This is a genomic window from Imperialibacter sp. EC-SDR9 (assembly GCF_902498805.1).
Classification (GTDB): domain Bacteria; phylum Bacteroidota; class Bacteroidia; order Cytophagales; family Cyclobacteriaceae; genus Imperialibacter.
On record NZ_LR701578.1, the window covers coordinates 209,549 to 229,925 of the forward strand.

A 20,377-nucleotide genomic window follows, 5' to 3' on the forward strand; every position below is an offset into this window, starting at 1 on the left:
TTATATTTTTATGGCTTACATAGAACCGGCACCGATAAAGGATAAAGAAAATCCTTTCGAATCGATGATGTCCAGGTTTGACATTGCAGCAAAATGTCTTGGACTGGATGATGAGGTGTACAACGTGCTGAAGTCACCCGTTAAGCAGGTAATAGTGAACCTTCCTATTACCATGGATGATGGCAGCGTACAAGTGTTTGAAGGCTATCGGGTAATTCACTCCAACATTCTGGGCCCGTCCAAAGGTGGCATCCGCTACGACATGGACGTTCACCTGGATGAAGTAAAAGCATTGGCCGCCTGGATGACATGGAAATGCGCCGTGGTGGACATTCCCTATGGTGGTGCCAAAGGCGGCATCATCTGCAATCCACGCAATATGTCGCCAGGTGAAATCGAACGATTGACCAGGGCCTATACGGGTGCACTTGTCGAAATCTTCGGCCCTGACAGAGACATTCCCGCCCCCGACATGGGTACCGGTCCTCGTGAAATGGCCTGGTTGATGGACGAATACTCCCGTGCTCAGGGCATGACTGTGAATGCGGTTGTTACGGGCAAGCCTCTCGTTTTGGGTGGTTCTTTAGGCCGCACTGAAGCTACCGGTCGTGGGGTAATGATTACTGCGCTGGCAGCAATGGAGAAATTGAAAATCAATCCCTACCATGCGAAAGTAGCCGTGCAGGGGTTTGGCAACGTAGGATCATGGGCTGCTACACTTCTGGAAGAAAGAGGTGCCTCAGTCGTTGCTGTGAGCGATATTTCCGGAGCCTATTACAACGACAACGGAATTGACATTAACAAAGCCATAGAGTATCGGAATGCCAACAACGGCTCACTTGAAGGCTTCAAAGGTGCCGAAAAAATTGCAGGCGACGACCTGCTCACCCTTAACCTCGATGTTTTGGTGCCAGCAGCAAAAGAAGACGTGATTACCGTGCACAACGCAGACCAGATAAAAGCGAAGCTGATTGTGGAAGGCGCCAATGGGCCAACTTCAGCCAAAGCCGATGCTTTGTTGAATGACAAGGGTATCATGGCTGTGCCTGACATCCTGGCCAACGCTGGTGGGGTAACTGTATCCTACTTCGAGTGGGTGCAAAACCGCCTCGGCTATAAGTGGACCGCCGACAGAGTAAGCCGTCGCTCCGACAGGATCATGAAGGATGCGTTCAACAACGTATTCAAAACGTCTCAGGAGTATAACGTTTCTTTAAGGATTGCCGCTTATATTGTAGCCATCGATAAAGTAGCCAAAACTTATAAATTCAGAGGTAGATTCTAGGAAGATGACCATACACAAAGAAGGTAGAACATTATTGCTGGTAATGGCGATTATTTTCATCGGCTTGAACTACGTAGTTTTCAACTATGTGTCTGCGGCTCTTATCCAGAGTCTGGTGCTTGCGGCCAGCATGGTGATCTACCTTCTTTTTCTTCAGTTTTTCAGGCTTCCAAAATGTGTGACTCCAGAAGACCCTAAAGCTGTTTACGCACCGGCTGAAGGAAAAGTGGTAGTGATTGAAAAAACCACCGAGGACGAGTGCCTGAAAGACGAACGCATACAGATCTCTATTTTTATGTCACCTTTAAACGTGCATGTTAACAGGGCACCGATAAAAGGTAAGGTCAGTTTCTTCAAGTACCATCCTGGCAAATACCTTGTTGCCTGGCACCCTAAATCAAGCACAGAGAACGAAAGAACTACCGTGGTGATGGAAAATGACAAAGGAGTGAAAGTCCTCTTTCGGCAGATAGCCGGAGCAGTAGCCCGCCGCATCAAGTGGTATGTGAAAGAGGGCGACCTATTGGCCCAGGGCGAGGAATTCGGCTTCATCAAATTCGGCTCCAGAGTTGACGTTTTTTTACCCCTTGATGCAAAAATTGAAGTCAACATCAACGACAAAACTACTGGCGGCAAAACGGTGATTGCCAGGCTGGCCTAAAGCATTCGCTTCCACAAAGGTGGTTTAGTGAAAAGAAATTTATATCTTTTCATAAAAACCAACCCTTACATACTATGTCATCTACTAATTATGCTGGATTTTGGCTGCGATTTGTAGCCTACATTATCGACTATATAATTGTTTATGTAGCTCAATCTTTCGTTTTACTACCAATTTTTGCAGCTTTGGGCTTTGGCTTTGCCACCACGCCCGGCTTATTTGATGACTCGATGAGCACAGAAGAGGCCGTGGGTATGATAGCTGCTTTTGCTAGCGTCATGAGCGTCACTATTTTCATCACGTTTGCTATTCAAGTGCTCTACTTCTCCTTAATGGAATCGAGTAAAAGCCAAGCCACTGTTGGTAAAATTGCACTCGGCCTGAAAGTTACGGACGCTGACGGCAACAAACTCGATTTTGGAAAAGCCCTGCTCCGGAACCTGGGTAAGATTGTTTCTTCAATGATCCTGGGCATCGGGTACATCATGGCGGGCTTTACTGAAAAGAAACAAGCGCTTCACGACATGATTGCCAGCACGTTGGTAGTTAAGAAGTAATTTGAAGCATGTCAATGATTTGTTCGAGGTAGCGCTGGTCTACCTCGTCAAACTCATTGAGTTTATCGCTGTCCACATCAAGAACGCCAAGCACTTTCCCATTTCTTATTATCGGTAGCACAATCTCAGATTTAGAGTCGCTACTGCAGGCTATGTGTCCAGGAAATTGCTCGACGTCAGGCACAATAAAAGTCCTGGCCTCTTTCCATGAAGAGCCGCAAACACCTTTACCCAGGTTGATTCTGGTGCAGGCAATCGGCCCCTGGAACGGCCCAAGCACCAGCTGGTCTTCTTTGATGATATAAAAACCAACCCAAAAAAAGCCCATCCCATACTTCAGAGCCGCCGCAATATTGGCCAGGTTAGCTGTCAGGTCAGGCTCACCAGCAATCAACGCTTCAACCTGAGGCACAAGCGATTCGTATTTATCTTGTTTAGTCGCTTCCTGCGGAATAAAAAGAGTTTCAGCCATTAGTCTCTTGTGTAAATAATCAATGTATCGCCCAAAATATCTTCTTTACTCAAAATTGTGCCTCCACAAGCCGGAGCCTTTATGCCCGTGGTAAATGTCATGGGCGCATAAAAAACCCTGGCCTCGTCCCAAAGGTTCATTTCTATAAACGATTCCAGCGTTTTGGCTCCTCCCTCTATAATCACCGATCGGATATTTTTCCTATGCAAATCAGCCAGCACCTCCGATAAGTAGTGATGTGCGTCGACCTTTACAAGCTCAAGGTTAGCCTCCAGCGACTCTCGTATGGTTGTGTAGATGATCGTCGAAACTGAGCCATCTAGCACATGGTAGTTACCATCCAACTCATCGCCAGGATCCAGCACTACCCGCACAGGATTATTGCCTGGCCAATCCCTTGCGGTCAGCTGAGGGTTGTCATATGCCACAGTATTGCTCCCCACCAAAATGGCATCTTCCTCCGTGCGCCATTTATGCACCAGCTTTCTCGAATAGGCATTGCTGATCCATTTTGAGTCGTGGTTTTCCCGGGCAACAAAGCCGTCCATAGTTTGAGCCCATTTCAGGATGATGTAGGGCCTGTGATCCTTCATGGCCGTTAAAAACCGCCGGTTCAGCCACGTAGTCTCCTCAGCCAGCAATCCCACTTGCACTTCGATACCAGCCTGTTTCAGTCTGGTGATGCCCTGCCCAGCCACCTGTGGATTGGGGTCTACAACCGCCACCATCACCTTTGTCACTTTTTTTTCTATTAAAAGATCAGCACAGGGTGGTGTTTTACCAAAATGGGAGCAAGGCTCAAGTGTGACATACACAGTAGCGCCTTTAAGCTGCTCAGGGTCTTTTACCGCATTCACAGCGTTTACTTCGGCATGCCCCTCTCCATATTTGCGGTGCCAGCCTTCCCCAATGACCAGGCCGTCTTTCACTATCACGCAGCCAACCAGTGGATTAGGGCTTACACTGCCCAAACCCATCTGCGCCAGTTCAATAGCCCGCCGCATGAATACCTGGTGTTGTTCCAAATCAATTGCCATTTGCCTCATAAATTTGATATAAATTGTGAGACAAAAAAATTATTGCTTTGCCTATCCCTTCTATTACTTCTGCAGACAAACTATTCACCGAGGTGGCCAATCAACTGATACCCTTATATGAGGTCAATGAAGCGCAAAGTATCACCGACTACCTGCTGGAAGGAGCTTTAGGAATAACTGGTAAAGAAAGGCTGGCTAAAAAACCACTGGAGGTGTCGGACTTCGATCTCGACGTGCTTGAAGAAGCAGTTAAAAGGCTCAAAAATCAAGAGCCGGTGCAACATGTGGTGGGCTACGGGTGGTTTTATGGCAGAAAATTTCAGGTGAACAAAAACGTGCTAATTCCACGCCCCGAGACAGAGGAACTGGTGCACTGGATTGCCAATTCTCACAAGAGCGGCAGTGATTTGAATCTACTCGACATAGGCAGCGGCAGTGGGTGCATTCCAATCACAATCAGCTTGGAAGCGCCAGGCCTCCAATGCGAAGGATGGGATATTTCGGAGGTCGCTTTAGAAATCGCCAGGGAGAATGCTATTAAGCTAGAAGCCAACGTGCTTTTTAAACGAGCCAATATCCTTGAAGCAACGATTGATGATGAAACTTTCGACGTCATCGTTAGCAACCCCCCTTACGTGAGGGATTCAGAAAAGCCTTTAATGAGCAAAAACGTGTTGGCATTTGATCCCAGCCTGGCCCTGTTTGTCGGCGACAATGATCCGCTTATTTTTTACAAAAGAATTGCAACGCTGGCCAAAACAGGCTTGAAACAGGAAGGCTGGCTCTACTTCGAGATCAACGAAGCCTTTGGCCCGGAAATGAAAGATTTGCTCGATTCATTGGGTTACTCCCAAATCGAACTGCGGCAGGACATCAATGGCAAAGACAGGATGGTCAGAGGACGGGTCGGCTAAAGTTGTTCTTCGAGAAGAAAGGGCTGCCCGGATTGAATAGAAACCAAGCTATCCTTCCCAATGGAAAGAGTCGCCTTGTCCAAAAGTTGCTTGGGTGGCTTTGCCGTAAACCCGCTCCACATAAACTCCTGTGGCTCATCCAGCGACTTTATGCTGAGCTTGGTGCCTGCTGGCAGCCATTTGCTGTATTTACCTTGTCGGATCCAAAGCCAACGGCTCCCCTCGCTATAGAATACAATGTCCATATTGGCGAAAAAGAGTGCAAACTCCGAAAGGGATAAGTCGAAAGGAGAGGCAAAAATATTGACCGCCTTGTATTTGTTTGCCAGAAGGTAATGAAGGGCAGCAATAACAGCAGGCTGTTCACTTGTTCGTTCCAAAATGGTCAAGGGAGCGAAAGCCTCCCAGATGGCAGCATGTTCCATTTTCTCTTCATGGGTCGCCACCACTACATCGGGCTTAATTCCCAGGGTGGTTAACACCTCCACCTCCCCGGCAGGTACCACTATCGTCGGGCTCCACTCCAGCAGGCTTGCCAGCGTTTCGTTGCGAAGCCATGTGGCATTCAACACCAGCAAAGCTGGTTCCTGCTCATCTCGTACAATATGGTGTGAAGACATTGACAGTGATTTACCCCAGCACGAAGATGACTATTTCCTCCAGGTTTTCATAAGCCTTTCATTCACCTGTCTTATTTCCTGCCATGTCCATATTTTCTTTCGCTCTGTTGACTGGTAGGCCTTGTGGTAAAAAGAAACGATAGTGTCTTCCAGCAACTCCGGAGCAATAGACGATGAGTAGAACCGTCTGTTAAAAGGGTGATCAAAACGTATTTCCTTGTCATTAATAGAAGGGCCAAGGCGAAGAATAGGCCCGGTGTCTGTTACGTCGGCACCTGTCCACTTTTCGCCGGAAATTTCCAGCCCATTTAGCTTATCCATAAGCAGCTGAAAGTTAATCCTCGGGTAAGGCTTTCGGCCGAAGGCGTCTACCCAGGTAGTGTATTTGTATTCCAACTCATATTGGCTTTCCGGGTAAATGGTCAGCACCATGTCTGCCGTCGCCGACTTTCCAAAAAGAGCATAATAATGAAGTGGCTTTGGAGCACGAACCACCAACAGCCTTATGTCTTCATAGAACTTCAAACTACCCTGGTTGGCCAATAGCGATAAGTGCTGTCTGACCATCTCATATTCCTCTTCCCAATCTTCCCGAAATGCCTCCGGGTCAATCAATACCTCTTCAAACGCTGACAAAAAGAAGATGTACTTTTCAACACATGCCTCCTCTTCCAGATAAGCTTTTCCGAAAGGGGCATAAAACTTTCTCTTTTCTACGCTATTCAGCCATACCACAAGTTTCAGCGCCTGATCAGCAAGCTCCGCATTTTCGGGCAACTCCCTGAAGTCGCCTAGTAAAGCCATTGCCTTTAACAACTGCTGGTGCATTAGCGCCAGTTTCGGGTTCAGCAGCGACCAAATGCCAATAAACCCATCGACATCAAAGTGGTTATTGGTGACAAACCTCGCTTCAACTGGAACGGCGCCTTTTACCACAGCATTGATAGCAATGGCAGCACTGGTGTCCTCGGCCAGTTCAGCAGGAGGGCCTGCTCCCCTCCAGTGGCTCAAATTGAGCCTCCCCGGAAGGAAGCAGTCTACTCCAATCACCTGATGGTGATCAAGTTTTTTGGCTTCAGCAAACGGAATGAATTCCATTAAAACCTCACAGATAAAGCTGCCAGAAAGTTCCTCGTTGCCTGAGGATAATAGTAGTTCTCCCGCACCTCATAAGCGCCCCCGAAATATCCGAAGGTATATCCATTAGAGGAGTATAGTGTGCTGAAAACATTGTTCACCAACAAGCTGAGGCCTATTCTTTCTACCCATGCTGGTTTCCAGTCATAGGTAAACCGGAGATCATTGACAAAGTAGGGATCGATAGAGCGGGATTCCATCTGCGTGTTGTCCATGAATTGACGGCCAACATACTTGGTAAGCAGCCCTGCTTCAAACGCCGGAATCGGCCGGTAGAAAAGCTGAGACCCCGCAACGACATTAGGAGAGAAAGAGATGTCGGTGTCTTTATAAACATTTCTGATCTCGTTGTATTCGTCAAAGTTGGTGCCGTAGTCGTAAAGCACTTCAGTGAACTCTTTGATTTTGTTTCTGCTCAGCGTCAGGTTGGCGTTCCAGGTGAGCTGGTTGTTTAACTGCACGGAGCCCTGTAGTTCGAGCCCAGCCCGGTAGCTGTCGGCTACATTGGTGCGGACGGACGAGCCTACGTCGTTAACCTCGCCAGTCAATACCAACTGATCTTGGTAGTCCATCAGATAGAGGTTGGCACCAGCCGAGTAGCGCTCACCGGCCGTTTTGTATCCAGCTTCCCAGTTGCCCAGCATTTCAGGCGACGGCACGTTTCCGCCAGGAGCATCGATGAAGTCGCTTCGAATAGGCTCTCTGTGCGCCACACTGTAGGAGGCGTAAAGCTGGGAAGTCTCTTCAAGCGCATAAGTAAGACCCGCCTTTGGATTAAAAAAGAAAAAATTCTCGTCCACATCAATAGCGGCCTGGTCGCTGTCAACCCCTTCGGTAGTGTAGCCAATCGTGCGGATTTGCAGATCGCCGTAGGCATTCAGCCTGTCGGTAAGTTGATAGTTGGCTTTCAGGTAGCTATTGAAGTCCTTCTTCAGCGCATTGCTTTCGTAATACCTGTCTCTGATTTCGGAATTGCTTGCATACCTGGCCCAAATGATCTCGCCAAAGTGATCTCCATCATACACGTTGAGGCCTCCGCCCAACGTTGTCTGCCACTTCTGGCCACTGTAGTTGATGCTATAGGTAAACCCGTAGAAGTCGTTGTCAAGCCAGCGACGGCGAATCAAATCTGTGGTCTCAATAGTAGTATTTTCTATTACGATCGGGTCAAGTCCATAGTCGGAAAAATCGTCACCTTCCCGGTACTGTTCATAATAGCCACGGCCATAGGTGTAATGCAATGCACCATTCACCGACCACTCTTTACTAAGCTGATGCGTCAGGTGCAGTTGGTAGTGGTCTTGCTGGTAGTTATCAACCTCATTGTCGTACTGATAGTAGTTGAAAGTGCGGCCTGAGTTCAGCAAGTTGTCTGCCTGAGCCTGCGAATACCCGTTGTTGGCGATCACCTCCTGCATACCCTCCTCGTCGTTGTTGAGTCTCGCTTCGGGTGTACCCCACCACGACTGATAGGTAACTTCTTTGCCTCCAAACACAAGCGCTTTCACAATGGTTTTCTTGCCGTAATAGCCTCCGGAAAGGAAATAAGATTGTAAATCTGACGACGCCCTGTCGATATAACCGTCGGAAGCAATTTTTGACAGCCTGCCTTCAAACGACCAGTGGTCCTTGATGAGACCGGTGTTGTACACAATGTTGTGTTTTCTTGTGCCGTAGGAGCCAAAAGAGTTATTGATCTCACCAAAACCTTCGGTGGAGGGCATGGAAGTTTGGAGGTTGATGGTGGCGCCAAACGCCCCTGCTCCATTGGTCGAAGCACCCACGCCCCGCTGGATCTGAATATTGTTGGTAGACGAGGCCAGATCGGGTGTATTGACCCAGAAAGTGCCGTGCGACTCTGAATCATTGAGCGGAACCCCATTAATGGTCACATTAATCCGGGTAGCGTCGCTTCCCCTGATCCGGATGCCGGTGTAACCAACTCCAGCCCCTGCATCGGAAGTAGTCACCACCGATGGCGACCAGTTAACCAGCATCGGCATGTCCTGGCCGAGGTTTTGCGCCTTTATTTCCTTGTTGGAAATAGTGGAAAATGTCATCGGTGTTTTCTCATTGGCCCGTGTTGAGGACACAATGATGCCTTCATCGAGCAGCAAGTCTTTGGAAAGGCCAAAGTTCATGACTTCCTCTGTACCAAGTGAAATTGCTTTCTCGACCGTTTCATACCCTACAAATGACACTTTGATAGTTGCCTGCCCTGTAGGCAGTCCTGTCAGGTAGTAATTACCCAAATTATTGGTGGAAACTCCTTTTCCACTCCCTACAATGACCACATTAGCCCCCGGTAGGGCCTCATTCGTTTCTGCGTCAGTCACTTTGCCTGAAAGCGACTGGGCATCGGCATTCGCTCCGGCGAACACACCCGTCAGTGCCAGCCATAAGCTGACGCCTAACATTTTTTTGTTAAACATGTACTTTAAATTTTGCGGTTAAACATCAGTGGCATCAAGGGGTTTCTGCCACCTTAACGTTTCACCTCCTTTCCCTTGCGCCGGCATTACCCGGATCAGGTTCAAAGGGTATAATCTCAGCCCGAACTTATTCCGCCTACTGGCAGATAGGGCACCCCTGGTAAAATTACGCTGCTAAGGTAAGGAAGAATTTAGATAGGAATCAAATCGATGGAGCCGACAGCTGTGAATTGAAGCCTATTTCAAACAGTCAATGAGGTGACTTTCGCAATCGCCAACTGGAGCCTTTCTGCCTCATTGCCACTGACTAACGTATAAGGGAGACCTTCCTTCTCGAGGTAGGTTCGGTAAACGTCAAAAAAATACTTTCGCATATGCGGATGTTCCCTCTGGGGATCTTCTTCCCAGGGCATGTCAATGTCGGTCAGCAGAAAAAAATCGTATTGCATTTGATCAACCTGCTCTGCAATCCAGGGGTCACATCGGCCATAGCTATGTTCGCTCCACACCTTAACGACGATAAGTGTGGTGTCGCAAAACAAAAAGTTGTTGGCGCCTCGAAATAATTGCTCCTCTTTCGCTTTCTGACCTTTTGCAATGGTCAACAAATCACTTTCCTCGTACGGTCGATTAATGTCGATAAGGTATTGCCTGGCAAACTCGGGTACCCACTGTGTTTGAAAATGGGCTGCCAGCTGCTGGCTCAAAGTTGACTTGCCAGTCGATTCGGGGCCGATGATGGCGATCCTTTTGGTCATACAGCCTCCTTCTTTTGCTGCTTCACATCATTTATCCAGGCGACAAGTCCCACCACGGCAATTATTGTGAAAATGAAAAACTGAAAGCTGGCCAGCAATAGCCCTTTGTAGAAGTAAAGTGGCACGGAAATCAGGTCGCCGAGAATCCATGCCACCCAGTTCTCCACCTTCTTTTTTGCCATGAGCCACATGCCCACAATGAAAATGGCCGTGGTCAAAGAGTCCCACAAGGGCACGTCACTATCGGTATGTTGGGTAAGAATGTAATACCAGAAAGCAAATGACCCAATCAGGAAAAAGGCCGTAATCACATTTTCTGTTCGGCTATTATAGCTTACAGGAAGAGCCTCTTCGCCAGGAATCTTTTTACTCCAGAGAATCCATCCATACACGCTCATAGCAGTGTAATAAACATTGATGGCCATGTCGGCATAAAGTTTGGCCGGAAAGCAGATATAGACAAAAATGATGGTACTTACTATTCCGGTAGGGAAAACCAAAATGTCTCTCCGCATTGAATACCACACGCTCAAAAGCCCAAAGAATACGGCTATTGCTTCCAGCCAGGTCATTTGCTGCACGCCACTTTTCAATCCTTCCAGAAACCACTCCATGCCCAAATATTCTTTCGTTAAAATTAATTTCGAACTAACCGTTCCGAATAATCTTTAATATCTTTAATTTTGCCCCGCAAATAATATCACGTAAATTATTATTTGCAAATGGCCCTCAATAACTCCAAGTTCAAGTACGAAGCGCTCACTTACGACGACGTACTATTACTCCCAGCGTATTCTGAAGTACTTCCACGTCAGACAGATACTTCGACGCAACTTACCAGAAATATCAGACTTAATGTGCCCCTGGTGTCTGCGGCTATGGACACGGTCACCGAATATTCTCTCGCCATTGCTATGGCATTAGAAGGTGGTCTTGGTTTCATTCACAAAAACATGTCGATAGAGGCCCAGGCCGAGCAGGTGCGAAAAGTGAAACGCTCTCAAAGTGGGATGATCCTCGACCCCATCACGCTTGATGTGAACTCGACAGTAGGCGATGCCGTCGCTATCATGCGTGAATTCAAGATTGGGGGTATTCCGGTCATTGACGGAGATCGAAAACTGGTTGGCATCATTACCAACCGGGATTTGCGCTTTCAGAAAAAAATGAACGTGCCGGTAAAGGACGTAATGACCACAGGTAAGCTGATTACTGCAGATGTGGGCATCGACCTTGCGCAGGCTGAGGATATTTTGCAGGAGTTTAAAATTGAGAAGCTTCCCATCGTCGACAAGTCGGGCAGACTGAGTGGCTTAATTACCTATAAAGACATTTTAAAGAAAAAGGATCGTCCATATGCATGTAAGGATGAGTTTGGCAGGCTGAGAGTAGGAGCTGCGGTGGGCGTTACAGAGGACATTTTGGATCGGGTTGATTTGTTGATAAAAGCTGGCGTGGACGTAATCAGTATTGACACCGCACACGGTCATTCCAAAGGAGTTATTGACACAGCCAAAAGGGTGAAGAAGGCCTATCCCGACCTTGATATGATTGTCGGAAACATTGCTACTGGCGAAGCGGCCAAAGCGCTTGTTGATGCAGGTGCCGACGCTGTGAAGGTAGGCGTAGGCCCGGGCAGTATCTGTACCACCAGAATCATTGCTGGTGTGGGCGTACCTCAGCTATCAGCAGTGGTAGAGTCCGCAGAAGCTATCAAGGGCAGCGGAGTGCCAGTCATTGCCGACGGCGGCGTCCGCTTCTCTGGTGACCTGGTGAAGGCCATTGCAGGTGGTGCCAGCAGCATCATGATTGGGTCGCTACTGGCTGGGACAGAAGAGGCACCCGGGGAGATCATTATTTACGAAGGAAGGAAATTCAAGACATACAGAGGAATGGGCTCAGTCGAAGCCATGGAAAGTGGCTCAAAAGACCGTTACTTCCAGGATGCTGAGGACGACGTGAAGAAACTGGTGCCGGAAGGTATTGTTGGCCGTGTTCCTTTCAAAGGCCTGGTGTCGGAAGTTCTATACCAACTCGTTGGCGGACTGAAGGCGGGCATGGGCTATTGTGGTGCTGCTGGCATCGAAGACTTGCAGAAAGCCCATTTTGTGAAAATTACTGCCGCTGGTGTGCGTGAAAGTCATCCGCATGATATTGCCGTCACCAGAGAGGCTCCCAATTATTCGTCGAGATAATAATTATCACCATAGCATAATAAAAGCTGTCTTTGGGCAGCTTTTATATTTTTACAGTAATTAGTGATTTATTTAAATTGCCCTGTCAAACAGGTGTAACACTATTGGATGTTGTCGAACAAAAGCATCGTCAGACTTAGCATAGCCTTCGGAATTATATTCTGGACGTTGCTGCTATTGACCAACCTGTCGATCCTTTTCGATCAGAAGAACAACGCCTCATTGGGGATACCGCAGTTCTTACCCCACGCTTTTCTCATCCTTTTTATCTTGTCTGTTGGCGTTTATTATCGCTACAGCATTGGCAAAGCGGAGAGCATCAATTTTATCGACTTGTTGTGGAGGGTATTTGTAACGGGCCTCCTTACTACCATCGTTTCACTGTCGATCAAGTTCTTTTTCTATGTTTTTGGTGGCTCCATGCTCACCAAAAACATTCTGCTAATCAACTTCTTTTACCTTGTCAACCTGGGGCTGATCCTGGCGTTTTTGATCTCCACCTTCATTGTTTGGAAAAGGCTGATCCTCTATCAGAAATCCAAGAAGCTACTGCGCACCTGGCAGTTCTTTGAATACTTTCTTTTTCTAAGTCTAGCCTTTGAGTTTTCCGGATACAAGTTATTCGATGTTCCATTTAACACAGTAATTCTCTTGCTCGTTGGCATTGGGTTGATCTTGTCTGTCAATTTGAAATGGGTCGCCTATCTCAATTTCAAGCAAAAGTGGAAAAGTATATTGTTTCTACTGCTGGTTATCATTTATCTGTGGTACTTCTTCATGAGCCTGGTTGGTTATTCCAATGAGTCTGTGCTGATCACCGACCTCCTCAACAATGTGTTCGTGCTGGCAGTCTTCGCCTTCATCTTCATTTACTCCGTTTTTTCTGTCCTTGTTATCCTATTCAACCTCCCCACTTCCTCCGTTTTTGAGAGCAAGTTGGAAGAGGTCATCAATTTCCAGCGGTTGAGCCAAACCATCCCAACCGGACAAAAGGAAGAACAGGTCTTCGAAATACTGCTTGATAGTGCTGTAAGCGCTGTGTTTGCCGACGCTGCCTGGCTAGAAGTGACTGATGCCAAAGCTGGCAAGCAGGAGTTGCTGGTAAGAAACCTCAACCCAGACCTCATTGATAAAATAAAGGAGGCGGCTCAAAACAGCACGCTCAAACGCATCCTCAATTCCGAACTTGAACGGAACCCTAGCAGTCAAAAGCTAACTGCTACGCTGAAAAAAGTGCCCTTCAAGTCAATACTGGTTTATCCGATCATTGTTAAAAACGAGCAAATAGGGACACTTGCCTTGCTAAAAGAGGTCGATGACTCCTTCAACAAGGAAATGATCGACATCATTAACACCTATGTGAATCAGGCGAGCATTTCGATTGAAAACTTTCGCCTGTTAAACGAGGCCCTGGAAAACGAACGGTACAAGGAAGAGCTGAAAATTGCCTCCCGGGTTCAAAAAAGCCTTTTACCTCAAACGCTGGATAAAAACCACGACTATAACATTACGGCATTTTCTATGGCTGCCGATGAAGTAGGGGGCGATTATTACGACACCTTTCGCATCAACGACAATAAAGTAGCCCTTATCATAGCCGACGTTTCCGGCAAAGGCACGTCAGCGGCCTTCCATATGAGCCAGATGAAGGGGATTTTCCACAGCCTTGCCCAGCTCGACCTGGAGCCGAAGGAGTTTATGGTGCAAGCCAACAGTGCATTAAGTAGGTGCCTTGAAAAAACCTCGTTTATTACTGCTTCCTATTTCATTATTGATACAAAAAGTAAAATCGTCAGGTTCACCAGAGCAGGGCACTGCCCAACTTTATATCTGGATGGCCGTACAAGGGAGACCAGCTTCTTCAAGAATAAGGGTCTGGGGTTGGGGATATTACGAAACTCTTCCTTCGAAGACTATGTTCAGGTTAATGAGTTCTACTATAAGCCGGAGGATGTGTTTGTGTTATACACTGACGGTATTACGGAAGCCACTAATCAGAACCAGGAGGAATTTGGCTACGATCGCCTCCGCACCTCTCTACTTAAGCATGCTAACCTATCGCCCGACAAAATAAAGGACGGAATCATTGATGATTTATACGATTTCTGTGGAAAACGATCGTTGGACGATGATTATACCATGCTCATCGTAAAGTTCACTGGGCATGAAAACGTTAAAAGTGTTGAATCCGTAAAAACTAAAAAATGATTGAAATCTCTACAGCAGAAGACAAAGAATATGTGTGCATTAGCGTTGGAGGCGAAGTGGATGCAAGTTCATCTATTCAGCTCGATGCAACCATCCAGAACGCTGTATCTGATGGCTTCAAAAAAATAATGATCGACTGCTCTGGGCTTAACTATATTTCTTCTGCAGGACTGGGAGTATTTATGTCGTACATACAAGAACTGGAAATAAAGGAAATTAACATGGTTATTTTCGGCTTGCAGGACAAGGTTTTCCATGTTTTTCAAATTTTGGGTCTCGATCAGCTTTTAAAAATTGTTGATGACGAAAAGTCCGCTAAGGGTTTATTAAATGTTATATAATTATAAGGCATCGTGCAGTACTGATAAACTTCAGGAAATTCGTCAATTCGTTGACGATTTGCTGAGGCAGCATGGCCTTTCCGATGTGGAAAGTCACAAGGTTGTGCTTGCTGTGGACGAGGTGTGCGCTAACCTAATCATTCATTCCCATGGGTGCGATGCCAACGAATCCATTGAAATTTCGGTCGAATTCAAAGCAGATAAAACGACAGTATTTGAAATAAAAGACCACGGTGAGGCATTCAACATGGCTCAGTACAAAGAGCCCTCGCTGTCAGATATTATCAGAACCAAGAAAAAGGGAGGCATTGGCCTGATGCTAGTTAACCGGATCATGGATAAAATCGAATTCTACCAGTCCAATGGTTACAATGTTTGCAGACTCACGAAGGATTTTAACAAATAGTCAAAACACCTCGAACAGAATAATGAAGCCCAAGGGAGTCCTTTTTGCCTTTTTCATTTTTTCATTTGGTCTATCCAATCCGTTACTCTCCCAGAAAGATGATCACCTATTTCAGATTGGTGACGAAACCTTTTCGACAGACGAGTTTCTCTATGCCTTCAACAAAAACCGGCAGGCGACTTCCGGGTCTTTCACAGAGAAAGAACTCAACGACTACTTCAAGCTCTATGTCAATTTCCGGCTCAAGGTAAAGGAGGCAAAAGCACTTGGTTACGATAAAAAGCCAGCATTTGTTGAGGAAATGGCTGGCTACAAAAAACAATTGGCAAAACCTTACCTGACCGAAAACCTCATTAACGAGGAGCTGGTCAGAGAAGCTTACAGCCGCACCCTGGAGGAGGTGGAGGCTTCCCATATCCTCATAGAAATTCCAGCGAATGCCTCACCTGAAGATACTCTCAAAGCATACAACCTACTTCTTGACATCAAAAAAAGGGTAGGTAATGGAGAATCATTTGCCACATTGGCCAAACAATATTCGCAAGATCCGTCGGCTGCGCAAAACAATGGCTATTTGGGTTATTTTGGAGCCTTCCAAATGGTGTACCCCTTCGAAAATGCGGCCTTTAAAACAGCGCCCGGAAAAGTATCTGACCCGTTCAAAACATCGTTCGGTTACCACGTTGTGTATGTCCATTCAAGGCGAAAAGCCCTGGGGTCTATTAAACTCGCCCATATATTCTTCAAAATAAATACCGATTCAACATTGGCGTACACCAGGGCTACGGAGGTAAAAGCAAAACTCGACAAAGGTGAAGACTGGAACACCTTGGTAGCACAATACAGCGACGAAGCCTCCAACAAAAGCAAAGGTGGAGAACTACCCTGGCTAACCTTTAGGCAGCTACCAGCATCATTTTATACGGCGGCAAGTGGTTTGAACAAGCCCGGCGACATTTCCGAGCCTCTCAAGGCACAAAATGGGTGGCACATCATCAAACTGGCGGAGAAGAAGCCAGTGCCGCCTTTGGAAGAGGTAAGGGCAATGATTGAATCACGCATTTCGGGCGATGACCGCTCCTCCAGCAGAAATGATCAAACTATTGATAGTTTGATCAGCCGACTAAACGTGAAGATTTTTATTGAGCCGAAAAGGGCTGCCTTTTTATTGATAGACGGCAGGATCATTGAAGGTAATTGGTCTTACGACTCCAAAGGGTCAGAATTGAAAAAAGTGCTGGTTAGTGCTGCCGATACCCAGCTAACAACTGAAGATTTCTTTAGGTATGTGGAGATAAACCAAAAGAAGACCAGCCACCTAACGGCTGAAAAATATGCTGCTGAGCTTTGGGACGATTTCTTACTCGAGAAACTGGAAGACATCGAGCTCCAGCAACTCTATGCCACTAATCCAGCTTACCGGTTTTTGTACAATGAGTACTTTGATGGCACTCTGCTGTTTGAGGTCATGAATGAAAAGGTGTGGCAGATGGCAAACACCGATACGGTGGGCTTGAACAACTTTTTCTCAGAGCACAGGGGTGACTATGTATGGAATGAACGGGCAGAGGTGTTAGCCATTGAAGGTGAAAATAAAGCGCTGGAAACCCTGATGGACTCTTCCATCGACACATTGTTTCTTTTAAGAAAATACACGGTTGGCACCGCCACAGAATGGGGAGCGACAAAGACAGGCCTTGCACAGGTATTCAGTTCGATTGACACGTTAGGCCTATACATTTATACAAAGGAAAAAACCATTCAGGAAATAAAGACCGCATTTCCAGATGTGGTGTCAAGAGTCGGCTTTATCGAAGATGAAATCAACTCCTGGCAAATTGAATTGCTCACCCAATCAAAAAGTGTGTTAGAAAAATATTTCAATGGCCCGGATACGCTATCTTTGAAGGTTTCAAATACTCTACTTGAGAAAGACAACAATCTGGTTCCCAAAGAATACTGGAAGGCGGGGATTCATTTCGTCAACGACGGCGCCTTCTCGAGGATAATGTATATAAGGAATATACAGCAGCCTACCCGAAAAGATCTGGTAGAGGTCAAAGGCAAAGTGGTTTCAGATTACCAGGAATTTCTGGAAACCACGTGGCTAAATGAGCTGAAGGCAAAGTACCCGGTAAAGGTGAACGGCAGGGCTTGGAAAAATGTAGTAAAACAACTTAATGAAAAGTAAATACCTTCCTTTTATTCTCTTCGTTTCTCTACTGCATAGCTGCGAGTTCATAAAGCTAAAATCAGGAGAGGAAGCTAATGTTCAGGAAATTCCGGTAGCACGTGTGTTTGACACTTACCTCTATAAAGCGGACCTCACGGGAATTGCTCCTGAAAATTTATCTCCTGAAGACAGTGTCAAGCTTGTTGAGAAGTACGTTGATGGTTGGATAAAAAAACAACTCATGATTGCCAAGGCGTCTTCGAAGATAGAATTCAACGAAGCAGAAATCGAACGCAAAGTGCTTGACTATAAATATGCCCTCATGGTGCATGAGTTTGAAAAATATGAGATCAGCAGGCGCCTTAGCAAGGAGGTTTCTGAGCAGGAAATACAAACCTATTACGACGATAAGTTTGAGAACTTTCTGCTGAAGCAGAATATTATCAAGTGCCTCTTTGTCAAAATTCCCAAGGAGGCCCCACGAATTTCACGAATCCGGGGTCTGTTAAGAAGTTACCCCGACTCCGACATGGAAGAAATCAAGTCATATTGCTTCAGGTTTGCAATATCCTCCTCACTTGAGGACAACGCCTGGCTCAACTTTGATGAGGTGGTGAAAAGCACGCCGCTTGCCACCATTCCCAACAAAGTTCAGTTTTTGCGGGATAATTCTTTCGTCGAGTCGTCGGATGACAAGTTTATTTACTTCATAAAACTGCTTGAATACAAAATCTCTGATCAGGTTTCTCCGTTGGAGTTTATCAGAGAAGACATAGTTAATATTATTCTTAATAAGCGTAAAATTGAGCTCGCTAAGAAACTGGAAGAAGAGATCATAAACGAGGCGCAACAAAACGATGAATTTGAAATTTACAGGAACTAGAATATTCGCACTTTCACTGGCTTTGACTGCGGTGGCATCCCTAAAAGTAATGGGACAACAAACCATGGTATTGGATGAGATCATCGCTAAGGTCGATAACTATATCATATTAAGGTCGGACATGGAAAAATCCTACCTGGAAATGCTATCGAGAAACGATATTACAGGTATCACAAGATGTGATGCCCTGGAAACGTTGGTTATCAATAAAATGCTTGTTGCCAAAGCTGAAATCGACTCTGTGATGGTGGAAGATGGTGATGTAGAAAATAATTTGGATCGCAGACTGCAATTCTTCATCAATCAGGTCGGCTCCGAGGAGCGGCTGGAGGAATTCTACGGGAAAACCATAGATCAGTTCAAGGACGAGCTTCGTGAGAGTGTAAAGGAGCAGATGGTTGTGGAAAAAATGCAGGGAACCATCACCAAAGACTTGACCGTGACACCAGCAGAAGTGAAGAAGTTCTTCAAAACCATTCCCACCGACTCTCTGCCATTTTTCTCAACTGAAGTAACGATTGGCCAAATCGTAAAAATTCCTGAGCCTGGTGAGGTCGAAAAGGAAAAAATTCGCACACAGTTAACTGCCATCAGAAATAAAATCCTAGCCGGTGAAAGCATGGCTACACTTGCCCAACAGTATTCCATGGATCCAAGTGTGAGGAGAAACAATGGTGAACTCGGATTCTTCAGACGAGGAGATTTGGCACCCGAGTTTGAAGCCACTGCGCTTAGCATGCAGCCAGGAGAAATTTCGATGCCTGTTGAAACCGACTTTGGGTTTCATATCATACAACTTGTAGAAAGAAGAGGAAACACCTACAACAGTCGGCACATCTTGATGATTCCTGTGCCCTCTCCTGCTGACATCAAAGCCTCCCGGGACTACCTCGACAGCCTAAAAACGCAAATTGAGGCAAAGACAATAACTTTTGAAAAGGCAGCGAAAGAATATAGCGACGACAAGGCGACAGCTTCCGACGGCGGTTTTCTGCTTGATGGTACCGGAGCTCCGAGAGTTTCCGTTGAAGAAATCGACCCAGTGCTTTTCTTTACTTTAGACACGATGAAGGTTGGTAACATTACTGCACCCATTGACTACAGGCTAGATGACGGGACTCAGGCTTTGAGACTGATCTACTACAAAGACAAGGTTTCGCCCCACCAGGCAAACCTGGAGCAAGATTTCCAGAAGATTTATCAGGCTACACTAAGCGCCAAAAAAAATAAGATTCTATCTGAGTGGTTTCGTAAAGCACAGGGAGATGTGTACATTGACGTTGATCCAGAATTCGACTTCTGCAATCTTTTAAAAGAGAATTACTGATAAACAATGGTTCAGTTTAAAAACGACAAAGAGGCCGCTGATGCTTTTCACCAGTCATATCTACAGTTAACAAAGGAAGTTTCGAAAGTAATAGTTGGTCAGGACAAGGTAGTTAAGCTATTAATTTCGTCTATTTTCTGTCAGGGGCATTCTCTTCTGGTAGGAGTACCTGGCCTGGCTAAAACGCTGCTTATTCACACAATGGCATCGGCGCTGCATTTGAAGTTTAACAGGATACAGTTTACTCCTGACTTAATGCCCTCCGATATTCTGGGAGCTGAAACACTTGATAAGGAACGAAACTTCAAATTCATATTCGGCCCCATTTTCGCTAACATCATTCTGGCCGACGAGATAAACAGAACCCCTCCAAAGACTCAGTCTGCGTTGTTAGAGGCGATGCAGGAATACTCAGTAACCATTGGCGGTAAAAACCACCCTCTTGAAAAGCCTTTCTTCGTTTTGGCGACGCAAAACCCCATCGAACAAGAAGGCACCTACCCACTGCCTGAAGCGCAGCTGGATCGGTTTATGTTCAATATCAACCTTGACTACCCCACGCTGGCCTCCGAAATTGAGATTGTGAAGAACACTACTTCGGAGCGGGTACAGTCTGTAGATCAAGTAATGACGGCCGACGAGATCAAATACTATCAGCAGCTGGTGCGAAGAGTTCCTGTCGCAGATAATGTGATCGAGTACGCTGTGAAGCTGGTTCATAAAACCAGACCGAACGACGGTGGAGATGAACTTGCCAAGCAGTACCTCGAGTGGGGGGCAGGCCCCAGGGCATCGCAGTTCCTTGTGCTTGGCGCCAAATGCAATGCTCTTATGAACGGTAAGTATTCTCCAGACATCGAAGATGTCCAATCCGTGGCGGAGCCTATCCTCAGACACAGAATAGTGCGTAACTTCAAAGCAGAATCGGAGGGAATAACCGAAGAGAAGATTATCACCCGGCTCCTTTAGAG

19 protein-coding genes and 1 riboswitch are annotated in these 20,377 nt (G+C 46.4%); of the genes, 12 read left to right on the forward strand and 7 right to left on the reverse strand.

What is annotated here, in order from left to right; genetic code table 11:
* Nucleotides 1–10: 10 nt before the first annotated feature.
* The 3 genes from GC130_RS07905 to GC130_RS07915 all read left to right on the forward strand — a co-directional run bounded on the left by GC130_RS07905 (nucleotide 11) and on the right by GC130_RS07915 (nucleotide 2,503).
* Nucleotides 11–1,285: a Glu/Leu/Phe/Val dehydrogenase gene (locus GC130_RS07905; protein WP_151997735.1), complete on the forward strand. Its 1,275-nt coding sequence runs from the start codon at nucleotides 11–13 to the stop codon at nucleotides 1,283–1,285.
* Between the two features lie 4 nt (nucleotides 1,286–1,289).
* Nucleotides 1,290–1,946 (forward strand): phosphatidylserine decarboxylase family protein, encoded by a 657-nt coding sequence (locus GC130_RS07910; RefSeq protein WP_151997736.1) that lies wholly within the window; start codon nucleotides 1,290–1,292, stop codon nucleotides 1,944–1,946.
* Nucleotides 1,947–2,020: 74 nt separating this feature from the next.
* Nucleotides 2,021–2,503: an RDD family protein gene (locus GC130_RS07915; protein WP_151997737.1), complete on the forward strand. Its 483-nt coding sequence runs from the start codon at nucleotides 2,021–2,023 to the stop codon at nucleotides 2,501–2,503.
* Here the strand turns inward: GC130_RS07915 and GC130_RS07920 are convergent.
* Both GC130_RS07920 and ribD read right to left on the reverse strand, forming a co-directional pair.
* Nucleotides 2,493–2,975, reverse strand: a complete 483-nt coding sequence (locus GC130_RS07920; protein WP_151997738.1) for a GAF domain-containing protein — start codon at nucleotides 2,973–2,975, stop codon at nucleotides 2,493–2,495. The two genes, GC130_RS07915 and GC130_RS07920, sit on opposite strands and share 11 nt — an antisense overlap.
* A complete protein-coding gene (ribD, locus tag GC130_RS07925; protein ID WP_151997739.1) occupies nucleotides 2,975–4,012 on the reverse strand; it encodes a bifunctional diaminohydroxyphosphoribosylaminopyrimidine deaminase/5-amino-6-(5-phosphoribosylamino)uracil reductase RibD in 1,038 nt (345 codons plus the stop codon). Before ribD ends, GC130_RS07920 begins: the two co-directional genes overlap by 1 nt.
* Before the next feature lie 47 nt (nucleotides 4,013–4,059).
* Here ribD and prmC point away from each other — a divergent pair, with 47 nt between their 5' ends.
* On the forward strand, nucleotides 4,060–4,926 hold the full coding sequence (prmC, locus tag GC130_RS07930) for a peptide chain release factor N(5)-glutamine methyltransferase (protein WP_226940406.1): 867 nt from the start codon (nucleotides 4,060–4,062) through the stop codon (nucleotides 4,924–4,926).
* Here prmC and GC130_RS07935 read toward each other — a convergent pair.
* The 5 genes from GC130_RS07935 to pnuC all read right to left on the reverse strand — a co-directional run bounded on the left by GC130_RS07935 (nucleotide 4,923) and on the right by pnuC (nucleotide 10,493).
* Nucleotides 4,923–5,546 (reverse strand): hypothetical protein, encoded by a 624-nt coding sequence (locus GC130_RS07935; RefSeq protein ID WP_151997740.1) that lies wholly within the window; start codon nucleotides 5,544–5,546, stop codon nucleotides 4,923–4,925. The two genes, prmC and GC130_RS07935, sit on opposite strands and share 4 nt — an antisense overlap.
* Nucleotides 5,547–5,576: 30 nt before the next feature.
* Nucleotides 5,577–6,644, reverse strand: a complete 1,068-nt coding sequence (locus GC130_RS07940) for a DUF6687 family protein (protein WP_151997741.1) — start codon at nucleotides 6,642–6,644, stop codon at nucleotides 5,577–5,579.
* The gene (locus GC130_RS07945; RefSeq protein ID WP_151997742.1) at nucleotides 6,644–9,115 is read right to left on the reverse strand and encodes a TonB-dependent receptor; all 2,472 of its coding nucleotides are present in this window, start codon (nucleotides 9,113–9,115) and stop codon (nucleotides 6,644–6,646) included. Before GC130_RS07945 ends, GC130_RS07940 begins: the two co-directional genes overlap by 1 nt.
* Before the next feature lie 53 nt (nucleotides 9,116–9,168).
* Nucleotides 9,169–9,284: riboswitch (TPP riboswitch) on the reverse strand.
* A 73-nt stretch (nucleotides 9,285–9,357) separates the two neighbouring features.
* The gene (locus tag GC130_RS07950; RefSeq protein WP_151997743.1) at nucleotides 9,358–9,873 is read right to left on the reverse strand and encodes an AAA family ATPase; all 516 of its coding nucleotides are present in this window, start codon (nucleotides 9,871–9,873) and stop codon (nucleotides 9,358–9,360) included.
* Nucleotides 9,870–10,493: a nicotinamide riboside transporter PnuC gene (pnuC, locus tag GC130_RS07955; protein WP_370455767.1), complete on the reverse strand. Its 624-nt coding sequence runs from the start codon at nucleotides 10,491–10,493 to the stop codon at nucleotides 9,870–9,872. Before pnuC ends, GC130_RS07950 begins: the two co-directional genes overlap by 4 nt.
* A 102-nt stretch (nucleotides 10,494–10,595) precedes the next feature.
* Between pnuC and guaB the strand changes: the two genes are divergently transcribed.
* From guaB to GC130_RS07995, 8 genes are all read left to right on the forward strand, one after another.
* A complete protein-coding gene (gene guaB, locus GC130_RS07960) occupies nucleotides 10,596–12,068 on the forward strand; it encodes an IMP dehydrogenase (protein ID WP_151997745.1) in 1,473 nt (490 codons plus the stop codon).
* A gap of 108 nt (nucleotides 12,069–12,176) precedes the next feature.
* Complete coding sequence (locus GC130_RS07965) at nucleotides 12,177–14,276, forward strand: GAF domain-containing SpoIIE family protein phosphatase (protein WP_151997746.1); 2,100 nt, start codon at nucleotides 12,177–12,179, stop codon at nucleotides 14,274–14,276.
* Nucleotides 14,273–14,617, forward strand: a complete 345-nt coding sequence (locus GC130_RS07970; RefSeq protein WP_151997747.1) for an STAS domain-containing protein — start codon at nucleotides 14,273–14,275, stop codon at nucleotides 14,615–14,617. Before GC130_RS07965 ends, GC130_RS07970 begins: the two co-directional genes overlap by 4 nt.
* A complete protein-coding gene (locus GC130_RS07975) occupies nucleotides 14,607–15,023 on the forward strand; it encodes an ATP-binding protein (RefSeq protein ID WP_151997748.1) in 417 nt (138 codons plus the stop codon). Before GC130_RS07970 ends, GC130_RS07975 begins: the two co-directional genes overlap by 11 nt.
* 22 nt (nucleotides 15,024–15,045) lie before the next feature.
* Complete coding sequence (locus tag GC130_RS07980; RefSeq protein WP_193217806.1) at nucleotides 15,046–17,214, forward strand: peptidylprolyl isomerase; 2,169 nt, start codon at nucleotides 15,046–15,048, stop codon at nucleotides 17,212–17,214.
* On the forward strand, nucleotides 17,204–18,079 hold the full coding sequence (locus tag GC130_RS07985; RefSeq protein WP_226940407.1) for a peptidyl-prolyl cis-trans isomerase: 876 nt from the start codon (nucleotides 17,204–17,206) through the stop codon (nucleotides 18,077–18,079). Before GC130_RS07980 ends, GC130_RS07985 begins: the two co-directional genes overlap by 11 nt.
* A complete protein-coding gene (locus GC130_RS07990; RefSeq protein WP_151997750.1) occupies nucleotides 18,054–19,406 on the forward strand; it encodes a peptidylprolyl isomerase in 1,353 nt (450 codons plus the stop codon). The genes GC130_RS07985 and GC130_RS07990 overlap by 26 nt, the downstream gene beginning before the upstream one ends.
* 6 nt (nucleotides 19,407–19,412) lie before the next feature.
* Nucleotides 19,413–20,375, forward strand: coding sequence for a MoxR family ATPase (locus GC130_RS07995; RefSeq protein ID WP_151997751.1), 963 nt, complete (start codon nucleotides 19,413–19,415; stop codon nucleotides 20,373–20,375).
* Nucleotides 20,376–20,377: the final 2 nt, after the last annotated feature.